The sequence below is a fragment of the Georgenia satyanarayanai genome (genome assembly GCF_900116375.1).
Lineage (GTDB): Bacteria > Actinomycetota > Actinomycetes > Actinomycetales > Actinomycetaceae > Oceanitalea > Oceanitalea nanhaiensis.
In genome coordinates, this window is sequence record NZ_UETB01000012.1 from 34,247 (window position 1) to 54,724 (window position 20,478).

Here is a 20,478-nt window from a genome sequence, read left to right on the forward strand (position 1 = left end):
TCTCCCGCGTCTCGGGGACCGGCAGGCTGGGACCATGCCCGCCACACCCACCTCAGCCCACTCCTTCGTCCTCACCGGCGCGCACGTGATGCCGGTCCCGGGCGCCGCGGCTCCCGCGGACCTCGCCGTCGTCGGGGGCCGCCTCGCCGCGGGCCCGGCCGGCGGCGACGTCGTGCGGGCCGACGGCGCGTACGCCGTCCCGCTCCTCGTGGACTCCGCCGTCGCCCAGCTGCCGCCCGACGAGCGCGGCGCCTTCGACCTCGTCCCCGGCAACCCGGCGACCTTCGCCGTCGTCCGCCGTCCCGTGAGCGCCGCGCAGGTGCGCACCATGCTCGTCGTCGACCCGACCGACCTGGTGGCCGTCTACGTCCACGGCCACCTGGAGGCGAGCGACGGGCAGCCGGTCCGGCCCGCCGGGCAGGACGTCGCCGACCCCACCGTCGCCGCCACCTGGGTGGGCACCTGGCACGACGCCGGCCGCGGCCTGCAGCAGCACCTGCGGCCCGACGGCCGCTACTCCGAGACCCGCGGTGGGCGCGTCGACGCGTTCACCGGCCGCTACTGGGTGCACCGCGACCGGATCACCTACCTCGACGACTCCGGGTTCTGGGCCTTCGGCCAGCTCGTCGGCGAGGTACTCCACCACGCCGGGTTCGTCATGACCCGATGACCTCGCCTGCCGGGATGCGGGGTCCTGGTCGGTGAGGGACACAGCCCGGGCGGCGCCGTCCTGCGCTCCCCGACCCCGGGCTCCGTCGCGCCGACAGCCGGGCTCCCCGTGAGGAGAGCCCGGCTGTCGGCGTGAACGCCGAGCCGGTCAGCCGCGCGATGCGGCGCGGCGGATGCCCAGGGTGTCGGTGCCGTTGGCGTCCCAGTCACCCACGTGCACCTCGTCGCCCTCGCGCCCGAAGGTGACGACGGTGTCCGGCTCCCCGCCACGGAGCGCGTTGAGCACGTGGTAGGTCCGACCACGCTGGACGGCGAGGGTGTCGGTCCCGTTGCCGTCCCAGTCACCGGCGAGGGTGACGTCGGCCCGGCGACCGTAGGTGAATGCCACGTCCGCGTCGCCGCCGGTGACGGTGTTCCGCACGTGGTAGGCCGCGCCACGCCGTACCGCGAAGGTGTCGGCCCCGTCCCCGTCCCAGTCCCCCACGAGGACGACGTCGCCCGGCCGGCCGTAGGTGACGACGGCGTCCGCGTCACCGCCGCGCAGCGAGTTGCGCACGTGGTAGGTCGCGTCGCGTCGCACCGCGAAGGTGTCGGTCCCGTCCCCGTCCCAGTCGCCCACGAGGACGACGTCGCCGGGCCGGCCGTAGGTGAGGACGACGTCGGCGTCCCCGCCGCGCTGGGCGTTGGACACGTGGAACACGTTGTCACGGCGCACCGCAACGGTGTCACGACCGTCGCCGTCCCAGTCACCGATGAGGACCTCGTCGGCCCACCTGCCGTACAGGAAGTGGGCGTCGGTGGAGCCCTTCCAGGTGTTGGACAGGTGGAACTCCGCGGACGGCGCCGCGGGGGGCACGGTGACGTCCGGGTCGACGACCGACAGCACGGCACCACGGGGTGCCGAGCGGCGCTCGCCGAAGCCCTGCGTCACCTCGAGCTCGTAGGTCCCCCGCCCGAGTGCGGTGCCGGTGGCCTCCAGGGCGAGAGCCCATGTCCCGTCACCGGCCACGACCGCCTCGCCACCGGCCTCGCCGTCCACGTGCACCGTGGCGCCGGCCAGACCCGTGCCGGTGAGAGTCGGCAGTGTCGCGCCACGGTCGACCTCGAGCTCCCCCGTCGTGACGGTGAAGCCCTCGTCGAGGTCGGGACGCGCCGTGAGCCACTCGTCGGCGCCAGTAGGCCGGTCGACGATGCGGGTCTCCCCGAGACATCCGTTCCAGCCGTTGGTCGCGGCGTCGTCCACCCAGTCGGCACCGAGGATCCAGGGCATGCCCTCGTTGAAGCTCATGCCACCGGTTCCGGTCGCGTTGCGCAGCACCGGTGCGCCGTCCACGTACATCGTCGTCGACTCCGCGTCGACGTCGTTGACGAGGGCCACGTGCACCCACCGGTCCAGGAGGATCTCCCCGGACCACGCGGTGCGGTCACCGCGCGTCGTCTCGGCGGGAACCTCGGTCCGCTGGAACTCCTTGAGGTTGGAGATGCCGAGCGCCGCCGGGGAGGCGGTGAAGTCCCACTGGCTCCACGGCATCCCTTCCAGGGTGGACCTGTTGCCGCTGCGGACCAGTGCCTTGCTCCACTGGTTGGCGTCGACGGTCCAGTCCTCGGAGACCTTGACGAACGTCTCGATCGTGTAGCCGTCGTCGAGCACGACGTCGTTGACGGCGGCGTCCGCCTCGGTGGACAGGTAGCTGAAGCGACCCGTCGTGCGGTCGGCGTCGTCGAAGCAGACCGCGGCGCCGTCAGAGGAGAAGGCGTGCGCGTCGTCGCTGATCCGGACGTCGCCGACCTCGGCGGTCCCGGAGCCGGACTCGGCGAGCGGGACGCGGTGGAGGTCGTCGCCCGCACCGCTGATGTCGGCGACCGTTGCGTTCTCACCGAGCACACCGCCGTCGTCGGGATCCGACTCGCTCGGCCGCCAGTGCGCCACGGTCCCCTCCACGTCGACGAAGTCCGCCGAGGAGCCGGGCTGCTCGGTGACCACGGGGGGCGTGCCCTCGAAGCCGTCGAGCAGGATGTCGCGGGCGCGCTGCGAGAGGGAGGGGTACTCGCCGTCGCCCGCGGCGAAGTCCGGGGCGAAGCCGGAGAACCGCTCGGCGAAGTCGATGTCGATCGTGTACTGCTGCGTCGGGCCGTCGAGGAACGGCTGGTCGTAGGCGGTGAGCACGTCCTCGTCCTTCGACACGACCCACGGGGAGGCGGTCTGGACGACGATCTGGTCGCTGTCCAGGTCGAACTCGACGAGCCCGAGGTAGCCGTTGCCACCGTCGTAGGCCATCTGGTGGTCCATGAGCACCTGCGTGACGTCGTTGCCGGCGTCGTTCGTGCGGGTGCGGTAGGTACTGCCGTGGAAGTGGCCGTTGAAGGTGAGGAAGATCTGGTCGTTGTCCGCGATGAGCGCGTCCCACAGCTCCTCGCCGTACGCCGTGTCGACGGGCGAGACACCGTCGGAGGCGACGCTGATGAGCGAGTGGGTGGTGAGGATCGTGGGCAGGGTGGGGTGCTCGGCCATGACCTGCTCGGCCCACGCGACCGTCTCGTCGGAGATCCGCCAGGCCAGCGCGAGGACGAGGTACTGCTGCCCCTCCGCCTCGAAGACCTGGTACTGGTTGAGGCCGGTCTCGTCGGTGCCGCCCTCGGTGGGCTGGGCCGCTGCCCGTTCCGGGGTGAACCAGTCGAGGTAGGGCTCCTCGCCGAGGTCGTAGTCACGGTCGGTCAGACGGTCGTCGGAGTTGCGCACGTCGTGGTTGCCGGGGAGCACCGAGTACGGCAGGCCGCCGTCGTCGAGCGTCGCCATGGCGGCGTCCGCGGCCTGCCACTCGCTGGTGACCCCGGCGCGGTCGACGACGTCCCCCAGGTGGGCGACGAACGGGATGTTGAGCTCGTCGCGGACGTCGACGAGCCACTCGGTCTGGACGGCGAAGGGGTTCGTGCCGTAGCGAGGCTCGAACTGGTCGAAGGCGTAGCGCGAGTAGAACTGGGTGTCCGGCAGGACGGCCAGCGTGAACCGGGACCCGGTGTCGGCTGGGGCCGGGGCCGGGGCCGCGGCGGTCGGGGCGGCGACGAGCGCGCCCGAGGCCGCGAGTACGGCCGCGGCGCACAGTGAGCTGGTCAAGCGGCGTCGGTGACGCACGGTTCTCCCATCATGACGACGACGGCGCCCGGTCGAGCGCCGCGCGCAGCAGACCACGTTCCGATGAACGGACGGCGAGGTGCGGGTGACACCGTCGTGAACGTCTTCTCGCGGTGCCCGTCGGGCGCGTCAGCCTCGCGCGGGGAGCGGCTCCCGGGCGACGTCGTCGGACCGCAGCGCCTCCGCGCGGGCCGCGGCGACGGCGGCGGCGACGGCTGCCTCCTGCCGGCGCCGGCGGCGCACCCCCGTCACCACCGCGAGCGCCAGGAGGACGACGACGGCGAGCTGGGCCCACGGCACCGTCCAGAGGGCCACCGACGCGGTGGCGTCCGTGAGGGCCCCGGCCACCTCGTCCGCACCGACGACGACCGGGGTGACCCGCAGGTCGACCCCGTGGCGGAAGGTCGGCCACGCCTCGACCGACGCCGTGTGCGTCGCGGACTGACCCGGCAGCACCTCGCGCGGCCCGTCGACGGCCACCTCGCCGCCGCCGAGGCCGAGCAGCCCCTCGACGCTCGCCACCTGCGCCGCCCCGAGCCGCACGTTCCCCTCGTTCTCCACGGTCCACGACAGGTCCACCGTCCCGGGCGCGAAGGGGTTCCACGAGGGCCGGTACTCGGCCTGCACGTCCCCCACCGCGAGCGCGGGAACGAGGTCCCCGGCCACCCGCAGGTGCAGCCGCGCACCGGCGCGCGAGTCGAGGGCCACCGAGCTGCCCTCCCCGTCGCTCCCCACGGTCCGCAGCGAGGCGACGATCCCTGTGGGCTGGTCGCCCGGCGTCGCGCCGTCGGGCACGGAGACCGTGAAGGGCACGACGGCGCTGCCCATCGGCTCGAGCTCGATCTCGTCGTCGATCTCGACCCACGAGCCGGCCGCCTCGGGCGCGACGTCGCTGGGCAGCACGTCGAAGTTCCCACCCGCGGTCACGGTCCCGTCCGAGGCGAGGAGCGCGAGCGTGATCGGCTCCTCGGAGTAGTTCGCCACCTCGACGTGGTCGGTGTGGCTCGCACCGGGCTCGAGCTCGAGCCGGAAGGACACGCGCCCGTCGGCGCCGTCCGGCCCGGCGGGAGCGATCCCGAAGGTGATCTGTTCGGCGCTGCCCGGGACGACGTCGCCGGTCGCGTCGCGCGGGTCGGGCTCACCGCCGTCGGAGGGGGTGACGTCGGGGACGGCCTCCTCGGTCACGTGCGGGTCGGCGACGTCGGCCGGCAGCGCGACCGGGACGGCGACGACGGCGGCCGGGAGGGCGAGCAGGACGCTCGCCACGGTGGTGCGCAGGGTGGTCATGAGCGGGTCCTTCGGACGGGCCGTGCCCGCCGGTGGATCGCACCGGCGGGCACGGCAGCGTGGTGGGCGTGGTCAGTCGACCGGGAAGAGGGTCACGGTCAGCGACCCGGCGTAGGCGCCGTCGCGGGTGTCGACGGGCACCTCGAGCTCGAGGTCCGCGTCGAGCACGGCGGTGCCGATGCGGCCCTCGGCGTCAGCGGAGGCGAGGGTCTGCGCGGCGGCGAGCCCCTCACCGCCGGACATCACCGTGCGCACCCGCTCACCGGGGGTGACGCCGGCCTGCTCCTCCACCAGGCCGGGGGTCCAGCCGAGGTGGCCGGGGCGGATGGTGCGCTCGTCCGCGGAGACGAGCGCGGCGGCCTGGCCGGAGACGGACCAGCCGGCGGCCTCGGCGCGCGAGTCGGTCACGGACACCGTGGGCAGCTCGCCGTCCAGGCGCAGGCGGTCACCGGCGTGGCGCAGGTCGCCGAGCTCGACCGTGCCGTCGGCCACGCTGAGGACGAGCGCGCCGGGCAGGCCCGGGCCCTCGCCGCCACCGATCTCCGGGATCACGGCCTCGACCTCGATGCCGCCCTCGGACGGCTGGGTGGCCCACAGGTCCTCGAGCAGGACGTTCGCGAGGTCGGTGTTGTCGAGGTACGCGCCGCGCACCGGGTCGGTGCTCGTGGCGCGGGCGAAGAGCGACTCGACGCCGACGCCCTTCGCGAAGACGGGCACGAGCTGGTTGGTGTGGTTGCCGGAGTACCAGTCGACGTCCGGCAGCTCGCCGGCCGTGCCCTCCATCGGCGTCCAGCCCGGGTCCGACCCGGCGCCGGCGAGGTAGCCGGTCTCGTGGTCGGCGGTGACGATGATGAGGGTGTTGTCCCAGGTCGCGTCGGTGTCCTCGGACTCGACCCACTCGACGGCCGCCTCGACGGACGCGTTGAAGTCCTGCGTCTCCTCGATGTTGCGCGCCGTGTCGTTGGCGTGGCCGGTCCAGTCGATGGCGCCACCCTCGACCATGAGGAAGAGGCCGTCCTCGTCCTGCTCGAGGACGTTGAGGGCGCCGGCCGTCATCGTCACCAGGGACGGGACGTTGTCGTTGAGCGGCGTGTCGTAGGGCGCGGTCTCCTCCCCGTCGGCGGCGCGACCCTGCTGCAGGGTCGAGGCGACCTGGGCGAGGCCGAAGACGCGCTCGGGGACGTCCTCCCCGGCGGCGAGCGCCTCGAAGTCGGCCTTCTCCTCGACGTAGCGGAAGCCGGCCTGCCCGTCCTGCACGCGGGCGAGGTCGCTCTCGGAGATGTAGGTGTAGGAGGGCTCCTCGCGGCGCTCGCCGGAGTCGGTGAACTCCGGGTGCCCGGCGCCCATGATGACGTCGACGTCGCTGCCGACCATCTCGGCGGCGATGCCCTGGTAGTCGTTGCGGTCGGCGTTGTGCGCGACGTACGACGCGGGGGTCGCGTGGCTGAAGGGCACTGACGAGACGACGCCGGCAGCGCGGCCGGTGGAGATCGCCCGCTCGGTGAGGTTCTCCACCCGGTTGCCCTCGTGGTCCACACCGGTGGCGCCGTTCGTGGTCTTGACGCCGGTGGCCATCGCGGTGCCGGCAGCGGCGGAGTCGGTGACCGGCCCGTTGATGTACTGGAAGTCCGTCCAGGCCTTCTCGGCGTCGTAGGAGTTGCCGTGCTGGAAGGTGGCCATGTTGGTCAGCGACCAGTCCTCGTAGACCTGGACGGCCTCGCCCGGCAGCGTCCGGATCTTGCCGTCGGGGCCGCTGAGGACCTGGTAGCGGGCCTGCCCGGTCTCGTAGAGGTTGGTGCTGGCGACGTGGTTGTAGCCCATGCCGTCACCGATGAAGACGATGACGTTCTCGGGGATGGACGGCGCGTCCTCGGGGGCGGCGCTGGCAGCACCGGCCGTGCCGACGAGGGCAGCGACGACTCCGGTGGCGATCAGACCGCGGCGGGTCAGGCCGCAAGGTCGGTGATCCATGGGGATGCTCACTCTCGACTCGGTTCATCGCCCGCGGTGTGCGGGCGCCTCGGACGCTAGGAAGCGGCAGTGAACCGAGAGTCGGAGTTGAGGGAACCCTCCGTGAACGGCAGGCGGCGGGCAGTCGAGACGATGCGGGGTCTGCTACCCGCGCAGGAAGCGGTCAGCACCTTCGTCGGAGGGCTCCCGCGGCGAGATCCGACTCTCGGCGCACGGTGGGCGAGGCGCAGGGTGACGTCGTGCGGAGGCGTCCGATTGAGTCACCGGGTGACTCAGTTGGACGCCTCCGGACACGCACTCCCCGCCGCCTCTCCGAACGCCGACAGCCGGACACCTCGAGGGAGGTGTCCGGCTGTCGGCGAGACGTGTGCTGTCGGCGCGGGCGCCGGGGGTGACGTCAGAGCAGGGCGCGGAGGGCGCGCAGGCGGGTGAGGGAGGCGTCCTTGCCGAGGATCTCCATCGACTCGAACAGCGGCGGCGACACGCGCCGGCCGGTGATGGCCACGCGCAGCGGTGCGTAGGCGAAGCGGGGCTTGATGCCCATCTCCTCGACGAGCACCGCCTTGAGCGCCTCCTGCTGCGCCTCCGGGGAGAAGTCGGCGAGCCCCTCGAGCACGGCGATCGAGCGGTCGAGCACGTCGGCGGCCTCGGGACGCAGCGCCCCGCGCGCGTCCTCCTCCACCGCCACGGCGTCGTCGGCCACGAAGAGGAAGCCGAGCATGCCCGGCGCCTCACCGAGCAGCGTCATGCGCTCCTGGACCAGCGGCGCGGCGGCGGTGAGCAGCGCCTGCTGCTCACCGGTCAGCTCCTCGAAGGACGCCGCCTCCACCACGCCGGCGTCGCGCAGGTACGGCACCAGCCGCCCGCGGAAGTCCTCCGGTGCCAGCAGGCGCAGGTGGGTGGCGTTGATGGCCTCGGCCTTCTTGAGGTCGAAGCGCGCCGGGTTGGGGTTGACGTCGGCGACGTCGAAGGCGGCGACCATCTCCTCGCGGCTGAAGATGTCGTTGTCCGGGGAGATCGCCCAGCCGAGCAGCGCGAGGTAGTTCAGCAGCCCCTCGGGGGTGAAGCCGCGCTCCCGGTGGAGGAAGAGGTTGGACTCCGGGTCCCGCTTGGACAGCTTCTTGTTGCCCTCCCCCATGACGTAGGGAAGGTGCCCGAACTGCGGCATCACCGAGGCGACGCCGATGTCGAGCAGCGCCCGGTAGAGCACCACCTGGCGCGGGGTGGAGGACAGGAGGTCCTCACCGCGCAGCACGTGGGTGATGTTCATGAGCGCGTCGTCGACGGGGTTGACCAGCGTGTACAGCGGCTGGCCGTTCGCGCGGACGATGACGAAGTCCGGCACCGAGCCGGCCTTGAAGCTGATCTCCCCGCGGACGAGGTCGGTGAAGGCGACGTCGTCGTCGGGCATGCGGATGCGCAGCACCGGCTGGCGGCCCTCGGCGCGGAAGGCGGTCTTCTGCTCCTCGGTGAGGTCGCGGTCGTACCCGTCGTAGCCGAGCTTCGGGTCGCGCCCGGCCGCGCGGTGGCGCGCCTCGATCTCCTCCGGGGTGGAGAAGGACTCGTAGGCGTGCCCCGCCTCGAGGAGTCGCGCGGCGACGTCGGCGTACAGGTCCATGCGCTGGGACTGCCGGTAGGGCTCGTGCGGCCCGCCGACCTCCACGCCCTCGTCCCAGTCCAGCCCGAGCCAGCGCATGGCGTCGAGCAGCTGCTCGTAGCTCTCCTCGGAGTCGCGCGCGGCGTCGGTGTCCTCGATCCGGAACACGAAGGTCCCGCCCACGTGGCGCGCGTAGGCCCAGTTGAACAGCGCCGTGCGGATGAGCCCCACGTGCGGGGTCCCCGTCGGCGAGGGGCAGAAACGGACGCGGACGGCGCCGGAGCGGGCGCCGTCGTCGGCAAGGGCGGGAGCGGAGTTCTCGGTCATGGTGCCCCCAGCCTATCGAGCGGCGCCCGCGACCTCCTTCAGCCGCTCCACGTACTCCGCCCACCACCGCTCACCGCGGCGCGGGAGGTTGGTCGCGCCGGTGCGCAGGCCGGCGGCACCGTCGATCTGCTCGCGGACGATGTCGGCGTGGCCAGCGTGCCGGGAGGTCTCGGCGATGACGTGGACGAGCACGTGGTGGAGCGTGACGTCCCCGGCCCGCCACCACGGCACGCGGCCCGGTGAGTCGAGGTCGAGCGCGGCGATGGTCGCGTCGGAGTGCGCCCAGGCCTGGCGGTAGAGGCCGACGACGTCCTCGACCGACTCCTCCGCCGTCGCCCACATGTCCGCGTTGTCCTCGGCGTCGTCGTTCATCCACGGCAGCGCGACCGGGCCGGGCCGCCCGAAGGTGTCCCCGAAGTAGCCGAGCTCGATGCCGGCGAGGTGCTTGACCAGCCCGAGGAGGTTGGTCCCGGTGGGCGTGTGCGGCCAGCGCAGCTCGCGCTCCGGCAGGCCCTCGAGCTTCCACAGCATCGCGTCGCGGGACCGCTGCAGGTACTCCTGGAGCAGGTCCTTGGGGTCCCTCACGGCGCCGTCCGCGAGAAGCACAGGCAGAACGGGTGGCCGGCCGGGCTCGCGTACACCTGGAAGTCCTCGTCCTCCTCGGGGTGCTGGGCCTCCTGGAGCAGCGCGGCGCCCACGGACATGACCTGCTCGTGGGCCGCGGCGACGTCCTCGACCCACAGGTCGAGGTGGGCCTGCTGGGGGTTGCCGTGCGGCCACTGCGGCGGGACGTGGTCGGGGGCGAGCTGGACGGAGACCGGGTTCGCGCCGTCGACCCGGACGGCGCGCCAGTCGTCGTCGGTGGCCTCGACCGAGCCTCCCAGGACGCCCGCCCAGAAGCGGCTCTCGGCGTCGATGTCCGCGGCGTCGAACACGGTGGTCATGCGGGTGATCCTCACGGTGCCTCCTCGCTCGGGTGTGGACACGGTAGCGAGAACCTCCGACACGGGGAACGGCCGCTGCCGGTGTAGGCGCGGTGGCACCGATGGGTCTACAGTCCTCGCGTGCCACTCACGGGCCGCACGCGGCCTCCCTTCCGGCGCCTGCGTTCGGCGCACCCCGCACAGGCGATCGTCGCGGCCTACGCCGCCGCCCTCGCGGCCGGGACCGTCCTCCTCCTGCTTCCCGTCTCCGTCACCGAGGAGGCCGGTGGCCGTGCCGGTCTCGTCGAGGCGCTCTTCACGGCCGGCTCGGCGGTCTCGGTCACCGGGCTCGTCGTCGTGGACACGGCCACGTACTGGAGCAGCTTCGGGCACGTCGTCATCTTCCTGCTCATCGAGCTCGGCGGGCTCGGGCTCATGACCTTCGCCTCGCTGCTCGGTCTGCTCCTCGTCCACCGGCTCGGTCTGCGCACCCGGCTGGTGACGAGCGCGTCGATCGGGACCCCGAGCGGGCAGGACCTGCGCGGCGTCGTCGTCGGTGTCGCCACGATCGCCCTCATCGTCCAGGCCGCCACCGCCGTCGTCCTCGCGGCGCGCCTGGCCCTCGCCCACGACTACCCGCCCGGGCGCGCCCTGTGGCACGGGATCTTCCACGCGGGCTCGGCCTTCAACAACGCCGGTTTCGCGCTCTACTCCGACAACCTCATGGGTTTCGTCGCCGACCCGTGGGTGTGCCTGCCGATCGCCGTCGCCGTCATCCTCGGCGGGATCGGCTTCCCCGTCTTCCTCGAGCTGAGCCGCCACGTGCGCGTGCCCCGGCTGTGGAGCATGAACACCCGCATCGTCCTCGTCGGCACGGCCGTCCTCCTCGTCGGCGCCACGGTGACGATCACCGCCCTCGAGTGGGACAACCCCGGCACCCTCGGCCCGCTCGACGCCCCGGCGAAGCTCCTCGCCGGGTTCTTCGCCGCCGTCGTCGCGCGCACCGCCGGCTTCAACACGCTGGACGTCGCCGAGATGAACACCCAGACGTGGTTCGCCCAGGACGTCCTCATGTTCATCGGCGCGGGTCCCGCCGGCACGGCCGGCGGCATCAAGATCACGACGGCGGCCGTCCTCGTCGCCATCGTCCTCGCCGAGATCCGGGGCGAGGGCGCGGTGACGGTCTTCGGCAAGCGTCTCTCGCGTGCCGTGCACCGCCAGGCCATCACGGTGCTCAGCCTCGGCGTCGCCGTCGTCATGGGTGGCACGTGGGTGCTGCTCATCACCACCGAGTTCACCCTGGACCAGATCGTCTTCGAGGTGATCTCCGCGTTCGCCACGGTGGGGCTGTCCACCGGGATCACCCACCTCCTGCCCGACGGCGGGCAGCTGCTGCTCGTCGTCATCATGTTCGCCGGCCGGGTCGGACCCGTCACGCTGGCGACGGCCCTGGCGCTGCGGCCCCGCACCCGCCTGTACGAACTCCCGAAGGAGCGACCCCTCATTGGCTGAGCACTTCCGTCCCCGCCGCCGCGCGATCACCGCGCTCGGGCGGGGCGACTCCGTCGTCGTCATCGGCCTGGGCCGCTTCGGCCAGGCGCTGGCCCTGGAGCTGGCCGAGTCCGGCGTCGACGTCCTCGGCATCGACACCGACGAGACGATCGTCCAGGACTTCAACGGCCGGCTCACGCAGGTGGTCCGCGCCGACGCCACCCGCGAGGAGGTGCTCCGTCAGCTCGGCGTCGCCGACTTCACGCACGCCGTGGTCGCGATCGGCTCGAGCATGGAGGCCTCGATCCTCGCCAGCTCGTGGCTGCTGCGGCTCAACGTCCCGCACGTGTGGGCCAAGGCGATCACCGCGGCGCACGGGCAGATCCTCACCCAGCTGGGCGTGCACCACGTCGTCTACCCGGAGAGTGACATGGGCCGGAAGGTCGCACACCTGCTGCGGGGCACGATCGCGGACTACCTCGACCTCGGCGGCGGCTTCGCGATGGTGACGGCCCAGGCGCCGGCCCTCATGACCGGCAAGCCGCTGGACAAGGTCGGCTTCCGCAAGAAGCACAACCTCAACGTCGTCGCGGTGCGTCAGCCGGACGGCAGCTGGGGCCACGCCACCGGTGAGACGGTGCTGAGCAGGGGCGACACGATCATCGTCGTCGGGCCGGCCGCCGTCGCCGAGGGCTTCATCGACATGACCTGAGGACGGCGCCGTCGTCACGAGACGACGAACGCGCGCCCGCGAGCGCCGTTGCCCGCTAGTGTGGGCACACGCACAGACCTGAGCCGGCCCACGAATGCCGGCGGGGGCGGCGACGGCGCTACTTCTCGGGCGGGGGGTGGCGCCGTCGTCGTGTGGCGGACCGACGGCGCCGGCGGCGGGCCCGGGCGGTACCCTCGGCCGGAGCGTCGGAGGGAGAGGCACCATGTCGCTGACGGTGGCTGTGGCCCAGTTCGGGCCCGGTGAGGACAAGGCCGCGAACCTGCGGACCATCGAGGAGCACCTGCGCTCGGCGGTCGCACGCGGGGCGCGCCTCGTGGTGCTGCCGGAGTTCTCCGTCTTCACGGCGCCGGCCATGGACGAGCGCTTCGTCGCGAGCGCCGAGCCGCTGGACGGGCCGAGCGTCGGGCGGCTGCGCGAGCTGTCCGCCGAGCTGGACCTCACCGTGGTCGCCGGCGTCAACGAGGTCGCCGACGGCGAGCGGATCCACAACGCGCTCGTCGGCATCCAGGACGGCGAGGTGCGCGCGGTGTACCGCAAGGTCCACCTCTACGACGCCTTCGGCTACCGCGAGTCCGACCGCGTCATGCCGGCGGACCCGCAGGAGGCCGCGCTGCTCGAGGTCGAGGGCTTCGCCGTGGGCCTGCAGACCTGCTACGACGTCCGCTTCCCCGAGGTCTCCCGCACGCTCGTCGACGCCGGGGCGGACGTGCTCGCCGTCCCCGCCGCCTGGGCGCCGGGGCCGCTCAAGGAGTACCACTGGGGCACGCTGCTACGGGCGCGGGCGATCGAGAACACCGCCTACGTGCTCGGGGCGGACCAGACCGGGCCGACGAGCGTGGGCCACAGCGTGGTCCTCGACCCCATGGGCGTGGCGCTGGCCGCCGCCGGCGAGCAGCCGGGCGTGGCCGTGGCCGAGCTGGACCGGGCCCGCCTGGAGCAGGTGCGCGAGGTCAACCCGGCGCTGCGGCTGCGGCGGTACCGGGTGTCGCCCGCGGACTGAGCTGCGCCCGATCACGGCTCAAGGGGGCACATCCATCAAGATACGGGGCGCGGCGCGCTCGGTGCCGCCTCGAACCTCTCATTCCGCGCGACAAATAGAGCACGTCGAACAGTGCCGGTTCTCAGAATTCGTTCAAAGACCGTGCCCTCCACACGGCCCTTACAGCCGTCACATCAGCGCATCGACGTCCGCCAAATAGTTTTCACAAAACCAGTCATCCACCGCCAAAGCCTGGTATAACATCCTCGCCCAAGAATTCAGCCGACTCCCACCGCGAACCTCTGCCTGTTCCCGGAGGTGCGCCCGCACAGCGTCCACTCCCTGCTCTTGGAGCATAGCGGCAAGTCTGGCCGTATCGTCTGCGATCGCCTGAGCAGCAAGCCAGCTGTACCTGTTCACGAGATCCAGCACGTGCAAATGCGCTTCGGCTCGCAATCGAAGCTCGTTCAAGACGTCGCCGCGAACGCGATAGATCACCACCGGGGGCGTCCCACGCGAAATCCGAGCACTCAACCACGGCAGGTCGTCCACGTCGTCGAAGTATGGGTGAAGAATCGCGGTCGAGGCGCCCGTTGGCCTATACTCCCCTTTCTCACTATTGCAGTCACGGCACGACGGCACTAAGTTGTCTGGACATACGGAGACCGTCGGAAAGACCGACTTTGGTAGGTAGTGGTCCAGTGTGTAGACGGTCCCAGTCCCACAATAGGGGCATCTGCGGTTCGGTGCGCTCTCCATCAAAGCGTCGTAGTGGCGGCGGGCCCTACAACTCTTACTCAAGAGACGATCCTCATACTGATATTTGACATCATCTGAAGCGAGCCCACCGGCAGCAAACTCTCTAGGAAGAGCGTCACCCAGACGTTCGCCCGCTCCCGCCACTGCGTAAGCGCGTCCAGCATCCAACATATGCGGCGTGGCTGCCTCGATCCTGACTCGTCGCGGCCCCAGCCGCATACGATAGAGAATGTCTCGAATTACCTCTTCATGACCCATACCCGGGCGCTGAAGATTGAACATCAGCCTTGCAGCCCGTAGCAAAGAGATCGCAGAACTGCCCTTCCTTCACCGCCGAGTTGGCCCCGAAACCGCGCCAGTGCTCGGTCGTAATCGCCTCGCTCCAGAGTAGCCGCATCCTTCAACAGCGCATGAAAACCCGTGTGCGACACTTCCAGCCCAAAGACCATGGACGTCAATACGCCGGTCGACTCGCCAAAGGTTTCGACGTCGAGACTATGCACGCCTAGGCGCCTTCCAGACCTAGAGATCAGGTGCACGCAACTCCGTGGGACCTCTTGAAGCACAACGGGCGAGTGGGTCGCTACAATGGCAATTCCATTTCGCTCCTCCATCAAATCGGATATCGCGCGCATCAGCGCCGACAGCAGAGGCGGATGCAGGTGCGACTCGGGCTCATCGATCAGCACGAGCGACTTCTCATTAACCATTTGAACAAGTTTAGTCACCGTGAGTAGAGCGATCTTGTGACCAGAACTCAACTTCGAGAAGGCACATCCAATGTACTCTGCATCGAAATCGTCGGGCGAGGCTGCCGCGAATCGCCCGATCTCTGACTCTGCGAGCAGAGGATCGCGATAAAGATGCGCCATCGCAGCGCGCCACCGATCGTGCCGCGGGCCGAACCAGCATAGCCGCAGACTGTCTGTAAAATCCCGCGCAAGCTCTTGGTCATTTCGAAGCCCCGAGCCGCCGCCATCACGCAACCCGACATAGCTCACACGGCGCCCCTCCTTTGTCCTATCGGCCATATAGAAGTGATCGAAAGGGTCAAACGCCGAGAACGACACCTTCACGAGGTTCACGAAAGGCAGTTCGCCACCGTCGCCCTCACTCACCCAGCTGGCGTCCGTACGTCCGGGCTCTTGCAACGAGCCAGCCATGCCGCGCAGGAGCGTGGTTTTTCCGACACCATTGCTACCGATCAGCACATGCACATTCGTCGGAGGATTGGCCTCGGGTTGCACTTCGAAACCAAGCGACAGCTGGCCCCCCTCGGTCGGGACCTTATACGCGAATCGATAGCTATCAAGCACCGAGCCGCCATGCACGATCCTGCGGAATTGATCCGTCACGGTGCGCACGTCGACACTTCGCAGAAGGGAGATGTGCAGTACCGGTTCACCAATTGCGACCGCGAAAGCATGCTGGTCGTATGCGATGTCTCTGAGAGCCGCCAACACCTGCTGACCGAGGCCATTGGGCAACTCCCGCAGTTTTTCATAGTATTCGCGGTCTTGCCCTACCGAAAATGCGTCTTGCTCCAGGAGCGTGAAAGAGGTAGGCAGTTTCGTTCGCAGACCTTCATCACCCATGCCAGTTTTGGCGATCTTCACGAACCCAAGTTCCTCGGCGCCGTCTTCGCTGGAGTAATAGAGTTTAAAGAGTGTCTTGAACCCGTAGTCGTCCCAGTTGTCACGAATCAACGACACCACGCCCGCTTTTTGAGCGGGGAACGCACCGCGGGTCAAAACGCGGAAGTGGAGCATGGCGCACCTTCAATCGAGTCGAGGATCCTGCGAAGACACTACAGAAGTCTGCAGAGAAGGAGCCCCGCGCTGATCCGGCGGCGACCAATCAGGATGCAACCTGAGCTGGTCTCTCCACGTCACGAGCGCCCCAGTTCAGCCGAGCGGCCGACCTCCGCCACTCCGCAGGCCTCTCGGGTCTCCCTGGCACTTCGATCCATTGGACTCACGATGGAGAGCCATAGCACGTGTCCATACGGATATTCCGCTGCGCGTCGCCCCATGCCGTGCTTCGGTGACAGAAGGCTTGATCACCGGACTAGTTGACTAGACGCACTGTCGGCTGGCAGGTGCCGTCGGCTCGCGTCGGCCGTCGGTCAGTCAATCGCGCAATGCAGGGAACAAGAGACACTCCCACCCGCTTAGGACGTTCGCGGCACATCGGCGCCACCCGAGGCCACGAGCACCAGGGCGTCCTCGTGCCTGTGAACTCCCCGGACGGGTTCTCTTCCTGGAATCTCGCTGGCAGCACACCGGACTGCGCCGTCGGTGCAATCAGCCGCGCAACTACATATCCGTCGGGGACTGGCATCATAGGCACCGCGACGATCGCGGCGTCGGGATCCTCAACGGCCTGCGGCAGCCTAGTGTTCTCGATCTCGACGAACTCGATGTTGCGCCCGTTTGCGGTGCCGGCGATCTTGATTGGCGGTGACCTCGATAGTCCCTGGCTTCGTGAGGGGCTTGGCGTCATCCTCCGACCCCATGAGCGTGGCCGTGGCCGCCGCCGGGGCGGCCGTGGCGCAGCTGGACCGGGCCCGCCTGAAGCAGGTGCGAGGTCAACCCGGCGCTGCGGCTGCGGCGCTACCGGGTGTCGCCGACGGCGCGCTGACCGTCGGCGGACGGCGGCGTCTGGTTTGGCGCGCATGCCTATACAATCTCGCGGGCGGCAACGGGTGCCGCCGGACGGAGGCAACGATGCGCTCACACATCCGGACGGCAGCTGTCGTCCTCAGCCTGGGCCTCGTGGTGGCCGCGTGCTCCGACGCCGAGGAGGCGCCGGCGGACGCCGCCCCCACGAGTGAGGGCCAGCAGCCGACGGCGGAGAGCACCGACGCCGAGGACCACGGCGCGCACGACTCCCACGGCAGCACGGACCACGACGCCGCTGCCGCCGCAGCAGCCACGGGCCCGGTGGGCGCCTCCGTGCTCGGCACCTCGACCGGCTCCTTCGGCCCGCTGGGCGAGGGCCTGGGCAGCGCGACGAACACGCTCGTCGTCGAGGGCACCGTGACGCTCGTCAAGGACGAGTCCGGCACCGAGATCACCACCAACGTCGGCGGCCTGCTGTCCGGCGCCGACCACGCCGCCCACCTGCACGACGGCTCGTGCACCGAGTTCGGCGGGCACTACATGCACGACCACGCCGGCCCGCCGGAGCCGCCGAACGAGATCTGGCTGTCCTCCACTGGCGACCCGGTCGGGTCCCTCCAGCCGAGCCAGGCGGGCACGGCGGTGGGCGCCGGCGGGGCCGACTGGGTCCCGCGGGAGACGCCGCTGTCGATGATGATCCACGACTCCGAGCTCCCCGGTCTGCCGATCGCGTGCGCGGACTTCGCCGCCTACGACGGGCCCGCCACCCTGGTGCTCGAGCCCACCGACGACGGCATCGACGCGATCGAGTACTCCCTCGACGGCGGCGAGTGGACGGCCTACGAGGCCCCGGTCGAGATCACCGAGCCCGGCGAGCACACCGTGGCCTACGCGCCCGCCGGCGAGCACGACGACGCCCCGGAGATCACCTTCACGGTCGCCGGCGCCCGGTAGCGGCCGCAGGAACAACTCAGCTCTCGGCGAGAGGGTGCGACCCCCTCGCGCCGCGGGCCGGACCAGGAACAACTCAGCTCTCGACGAGAGGGTGCGACCCCCTCGCGCCGAGAGCGGGACCAGGAACAACTCAGCTCTCGACGCGGGGGTGAGACCCCCTCGCGCCGAGAGCCGGACCAGGAACAACTCAGCTCTCGACGCGGGGGTGAGAGCCCCTTGGGGGTGAGCCCCCCTTGCGCCGAGAGCTGAGTTGTTCCGGATCACTCCACCGGGATGATGACGCCCTGGTACTGCTCCTCGAGGAACTGGTCCATCTGGTCGGAGGTGAGCAGCTCGTAGAGCGTGGTGATGCGCGGGTCGTCGGCGAGCTCCGGCGTCGTGGACAGCACGTTGTAGTACTCGCTGTCGCTCTCCTCGGCGAGGATCATCTTGTCCTCGCCCAGCCCCGCGGGCAGCGCGAAGGCGGCGGTGACGATGGCGGCGTCCTGGTCCTCCACGGCCTGCGGGAGCGTCGCGTTCTCGATCTCGACGAACTCGATGTTGCGCGGGTTCGCGGTGATGTCGGCGATGGTGATGGGCTCCTCGGTGACCTCGATGAGGCCGTGGGAGGCGAGGAGCTTGAGGGCGCGACCCTCGTTGGTCGGGTCGTTCGGGATCGCGACCGACGCGCCGTCGGGCAGCTCCTCCAGCGAGGCGAAGTCGTTGGAGTACAGGCCCATGCGCGGCAGGTAGACCTCACCGACGGACACGAGGTCCTCGCCCATCGCCTCGTTGAAGGTCTCCATGAACGTCGTGTTCTGGAAGAGGTTGGCGTCGGCGTCGCCGTCGACCACGGCCGGGTTGGGCGTGTTGTAGTCGCTGAACTCGACGAACTCCACGGTCAGGCCCTCGGCCGGGGCGAGCTCCTCGGCGACGAAGTTGAGCATGTCGCCGGCGGGGACCGCGAGGGCGGCCACGCGGATGGTGTCGGACTCGGCGCCGGAGGTGGCGCCGTCGTCGTCCCCTCCCCCGCACGCGGTGAGCGCGAGGGCGGCGACGACGGCGACGGGCAGGGTGCGGGTGAGGCGCATGGATCTACTTTCTAGCGGTGGGACGCACGTCGGGCGACGTAGTTGCCGACGGACTGGAGGATCTGGACGAGGACGACGAGGAGCACGACGACGACGAGCATGTACTCGAGGCTGTAGCGCTGGTAGCCGTAGCGGAAGGCCACGTCCCCGAGCCCGCCGCCGCCGACGGCCCCGACCATCGCGGAGTAGCCGATGAGGCCGACGACGGTCGTGGACAGCCCCAGCGTGAGCGCGGGGACCGCCTCGGCGAGGAGGACCTTGAACATGATCGTGCGCTTGGTGGCACCGAGGGAGACGGCGGCGTCGACGACACCGCGCGGCACCTCGCGGACGGCGATCTCCACGAGGCGCGCGAAGAACGGGATGCCGGCGATGGTGAGCGGGACGATCGAGGCGGTCGGTCCGATGAACGTGCCGACGACCAGCCGGGTGAAGGGGATGAGCAGGATCATGAGGATGATGAACGGGATCGAGCGGCCGATGTTGACGACGACGTCGAGCACCCGGTTCACCACCTTCCCCAGGGCTCGAGAGCCGAAGGGCTTGGCGTAGAGGCCGCCGTCCTCGGTGGTGACGAGGAGGACGCCGATCGCAGTGCCGACGACGACCGTGAAGAGGAGCGCGACGAAGACCATGTAGAGGGTCTCCCAGGTCGCGCCGGTGACGATCTCGACGAGGTCGGACCAGAAGTCCGGGTCGTTGCGGTCGATCATCGGACCACCTCCACGAACAGGCCCTGCGAGCGCAGGTAGGTGAGCGCGGCCTCCACCTGGTCACCGGTGGCGGCGGGGATCTCCAGGCGGGTGCGGCCGGTCTGGGTGCCGTCGTGGATGGTCTCCATGGCGGCGCCGAGGATCGCGACGTCCAGGCCCTGCTCCCGGGCGAGGCGCGCGATGACGGGCTCGGAGGAGGTCTGCTTGGTGAAGGTGACGTCGATGATCGTCGTGCCGCGTGAGTCGGGCAGCTCGCCGAGCTGGAAGAGCTCGGCGGCCAGGCGCGAGCCCGGGGTGGTGAGCAGCTCGTCCATGGGGCCGTGCTCGAGGATGCGTCCGTGCTCCATGAGGGCGGCGGAGTCGCAGATGCGCTTGATGACGTCCATCTCGTGGGTGATGAGGAGGACGGTGAGGCCGAGCTCGCGGGACAGCCGGCGGATGAGGTCGAGGACCGAGCGGGTGGTCTCCGGGTCGAGCGCCGAGGTGGCCTCGTCGGAGAGGAGGACACGCGGGTTGTCGGCCAGGGCGCGGGCGATGCCCACGCGCTGCTTCTGGCCGCCGGAGAGCTGGGCGGGGTAGGCACCGGCGCGGTCGGACAGGCCGACGAGCTCGAGGATCTCCGTGGCGCGGTGGCGGCGCTCGGACCGGCCGGTGCCGGCGATCTCGAGGGCGAGCTCGACGTTGGCCTGCGCGGTGCGGGAGGACAGGAGGTTGAAGTGCTGGAAGATCATCCCGGCACGGCGGCGGGCCTCGCGCAGCTCCTTGCCCTTGAGCTGGGAGATGACGGCGCCGTCGACGGTGACCGTCCCGGAGTCCGGCTTCTCCAGGGCGTTGACCGTGCGGATGAGGGTGGACTTGCCGGCACCGGACTGGCCGACGATCCCGAAGATCTCCCCCGGCTCGACGCGCAGGGAGACGTGGTCGAGCGCGTGGACCTCACCGCCGGGTGTGCGGAAGGTCTTGGACACGTCCTCCAGATCGATCAACCGGGCCTCCTCCAGGTGCACGAGGCGCGCGGGGGTGCGGCACGTCGTGGCAGGTCCAGGGTCCGACGGCCGACGGTGCGATGTCCACCTCTAGAGACGCCTGTCTCAGCATGCGACCTGTGACATGCAGCGCGGCCGGGTCCAAGCGGCTCGGCGCACTCGCGCACGTGCGCCGCACCTCTCGATCGTAGATCGCCCCGTGCGGCGATCGGCAGGCGAGGCGGTCACCCTCGCCGCCAGCCGCGACCGCCGGAGCATCACCCGC

The 20,478-nt window shown here is 70.4% G+C and carries 16 protein-coding genes; 5 read left to right on the top strand and 11 right to left on the bottom strand.

Annotation, left to right across the window (positions count from 1 at the left end; all coding sequences use genetic code 11):
* Window positions 1–34 precede the first annotated feature (34 nt).
* Window positions 35–670 (top strand): Atu4866 domain-containing protein, encoded by a 636-nt coding sequence (locus DSZ44_RS18980; protein WP_220035204.1) that lies wholly within the window; start codon window positions 35–37, stop codon window positions 668–670.
* 147 nt (window positions 671–817) lie between these two features.
* On the opposite strand, the gene DSZ44_RS13900 is transcribed toward DSZ44_RS18980, so the two are convergent.
* The 6 genes from DSZ44_RS13900 to DSZ44_RS13925 all read right to left on the bottom strand — a co-directional run bounded on the left by DSZ44_RS13900 (window position 818) and on the right by DSZ44_RS13925 (window position 9,943).
* Entirely contained in the window at window positions 818–3,784 is a 2,967-nt protein-coding gene (locus tag DSZ44_RS13900) for a metallophosphoesterase (protein ID WP_220035205.1), read from the bottom strand.
* A gap of 147 nt (window positions 3,785–3,931) precedes the next feature.
* Window positions 3,932–5,089, bottom strand: coding sequence for a DUF916 domain-containing protein (locus DSZ44_RS13905; RefSeq protein ID WP_110853236.1), 1,158 nt, complete (start codon window positions 5,087–5,089; stop codon window positions 3,932–3,934).
* 72 nt (window positions 5,090–5,161) lie between these two features.
* Window positions 5,162–7,060: an alkaline phosphatase gene (locus tag DSZ44_RS13910; protein ID WP_181424649.1), complete on the bottom strand. Its 1,899-nt coding sequence runs from the start codon at window positions 7,058–7,060 to the stop codon at window positions 5,162–5,164.
* Window positions 7,061–7,457: 397 nt separating this feature from the next.
* Window positions 7,458–8,984: a glutamate--tRNA ligase gene (gltX, locus tag DSZ44_RS13915; RefSeq protein ID WP_110853237.1), complete on the bottom strand. Its 1,527-nt coding sequence runs from the start codon at window positions 8,982–8,984 to the stop codon at window positions 7,458–7,460.
* A 12-nt stretch (window positions 8,985–8,996) separates the two neighbouring features.
* Window positions 8,997–9,569, bottom strand: a complete 573-nt coding sequence (locus tag DSZ44_RS13920; RefSeq protein WP_220035206.1) for a DinB family protein — start codon at window positions 9,567–9,569, stop codon at window positions 8,997–8,999.
* Window positions 9,566–9,943, bottom strand: coding sequence for a VOC family protein (locus DSZ44_RS13925; protein ID WP_220035207.1), 378 nt, complete (start codon window positions 9,941–9,943; stop codon window positions 9,566–9,568). Before DSZ44_RS13925 ends, DSZ44_RS13920 begins: the two co-directional genes overlap by 4 nt.
* A gap of 105 nt (window positions 9,944–10,048) precedes the next feature.
* On the opposite strand from DSZ44_RS13925, the gene DSZ44_RS13930 reads away from it, so the two are divergent.
* The 3 genes from DSZ44_RS13930 (at window position 10,049) to DSZ44_RS13940 (ending at window position 13,131) form a co-directional block, all read left to right on the top strand.
* Window positions 10,049–11,419 (top strand): TrkH family potassium uptake protein, encoded by a 1,371-nt coding sequence (locus DSZ44_RS13930; RefSeq protein WP_258369521.1) that lies wholly within the window; start codon window positions 10,049–10,051, stop codon window positions 11,417–11,419.
* Entirely contained in the window at window positions 11,412–12,110 is a 699-nt protein-coding gene (locus DSZ44_RS13935; protein WP_258369522.1) for a potassium channel family protein, read from the top strand. Before DSZ44_RS13930 ends, DSZ44_RS13935 begins: the two co-directional genes overlap by 8 nt.
* Before the next feature lie 223 nt (window positions 12,111–12,333).
* Entirely contained in the window at window positions 12,334–13,131 is a 798-nt protein-coding gene (locus tag DSZ44_RS13940) for a carbon-nitrogen hydrolase family protein (RefSeq protein ID WP_110853238.1), read from the top strand.
* Window positions 13,132–13,299: 168 nt separating this feature from the next.
* Here DSZ44_RS13940 and DSZ44_RS13945 read toward each other — a convergent pair whose 3' ends face one another.
* Both DSZ44_RS13945 and DSZ44_RS13950 read right to left on the bottom strand, forming a co-directional pair.
* Window positions 13,300–13,662, bottom strand: coding sequence for a hypothetical protein (locus tag DSZ44_RS13945; protein ID WP_146237563.1), 363 nt, complete (start codon window positions 13,660–13,662; stop codon window positions 13,300–13,302).
* A 488-nt stretch (window positions 13,663–14,150) separates the two neighbouring features.
* Complete coding sequence (locus DSZ44_RS13950) at window positions 14,151–15,638, bottom strand: AAA family ATPase (RefSeq protein ID WP_110853240.1); 1,488 nt, start codon at window positions 15,636–15,638, stop codon at window positions 14,151–14,153.
* A gap of 957 nt (window positions 15,639–16,595) precedes the next feature.
* Between DSZ44_RS13950 and DSZ44_RS13955 the strand changes: the two genes are divergently transcribed.
* Window positions 16,596–17,444 carry an early set domain-containing protein gene (locus tag DSZ44_RS13955; protein ID WP_110853241.1) on the top strand — a complete coding sequence of 283 codons (849 nt, stop codon included), beginning with the start codon at window positions 16,596–16,598 and terminating at the stop codon, window positions 17,442–17,444.
* A 260-nt stretch (window positions 17,445–17,704) separates the two neighbouring features.
* Here the strand turns inward: DSZ44_RS13955 and DSZ44_RS13960 are convergent, their stop codons facing one another.
* Genes DSZ44_RS13960 through DSZ44_RS13970 form a run of 3 tightly spaced genes read right to left on the bottom strand, consistent with a single transcriptional unit; the run spans window position 17,705 to window position 20,213 of the window.
* The gene (locus DSZ44_RS13960; protein ID WP_110853242.1) at window positions 17,705–18,514 is read right to left on the bottom strand and encodes a MetQ/NlpA family ABC transporter substrate-binding protein; all 810 of its coding nucleotides are present in this window, start codon (window positions 18,512–18,514) and stop codon (window positions 17,705–17,707) included.
* An 11-nt stretch (window positions 18,515–18,525) separates the two neighbouring features.
* Complete coding sequence (locus DSZ44_RS13965) at window positions 18,526–19,227, bottom strand: methionine ABC transporter permease (RefSeq protein ID WP_110853243.1); 702 nt, start codon at window positions 19,225–19,227, stop codon at window positions 18,526–18,528.
* Window positions 19,224–20,213: a methionine ABC transporter ATP-binding protein gene (locus DSZ44_RS13970; protein ID WP_110853244.1), complete on the bottom strand. Its 990-nt coding sequence runs from the start codon at window positions 20,211–20,213 to the stop codon at window positions 19,224–19,226. The genes DSZ44_RS13965 and DSZ44_RS13970 overlap by 4 nt, the downstream gene beginning before the upstream one ends.
* Window positions 20,214–20,478: the final 265 nt, after the last annotated feature.

Excerpts from the sequence above, each read along its gene's own strand:
- DSZ44_RS18980 (WP_220035204.1), top strand. The coding sequence starts at position 35 with ATGCCCGCCACACCCACCTCAGCCCACTCCTTCGTCCTCACCGGCGCG.
- DSZ44_RS13905 (WP_110853236.1), bottom strand. The coding sequence starts at position 5,089 with ATGACCACCCTGCGCACCACCGTGGCGAGCGTCCTGCTCGCCCTCCCG.
- DSZ44_RS13910 (WP_181424649.1), bottom strand. The coding sequence starts at position 7,060 with ATGGATCACCGACCTTGCGGCCTGACCCGCCGCGGTCTGATCGCCACC.
- gltX (WP_110853237.1), bottom strand. The coding sequence starts at position 8,984 with ATGACCGAGAACTCCGCTCCCGCCCTTGCCGACGACGGCGCCCGCTCC.
- DSZ44_RS13940 (WP_110853238.1), top strand. The coding sequence starts at position 12,334 with ATGTCGCTGACGGTGGCTGTGGCCCAGTTCGGGCCCGGTGAGGACAAG.
- DSZ44_RS13950 (WP_110853240.1), bottom strand. The coding sequence starts at position 15,638 with ATGCTCCACTTCCGCGTTTTGACCCGCGGTGCGTTCCCCGCTCAAAAA.
- DSZ44_RS13955 (WP_110853241.1), top strand. The coding sequence starts at position 16,596 with ATGCGCTCACACATCCGGACGGCAGCTGTCGTCCTCAGCCTGGGCCTC.
- DSZ44_RS13960 (WP_110853242.1), bottom strand. The coding sequence starts at position 18,514 with ATGCGCCTCACCCGCACCCTGCCCGTCGCCGTCGTCGCCGCCCTCGCG.
- DSZ44_RS13965 (WP_110853243.1), bottom strand. The coding sequence starts at position 19,227 with ATGATCGACCGCAACGACCCGGACTTCTGGTCCGACCTCGTCGAGATC.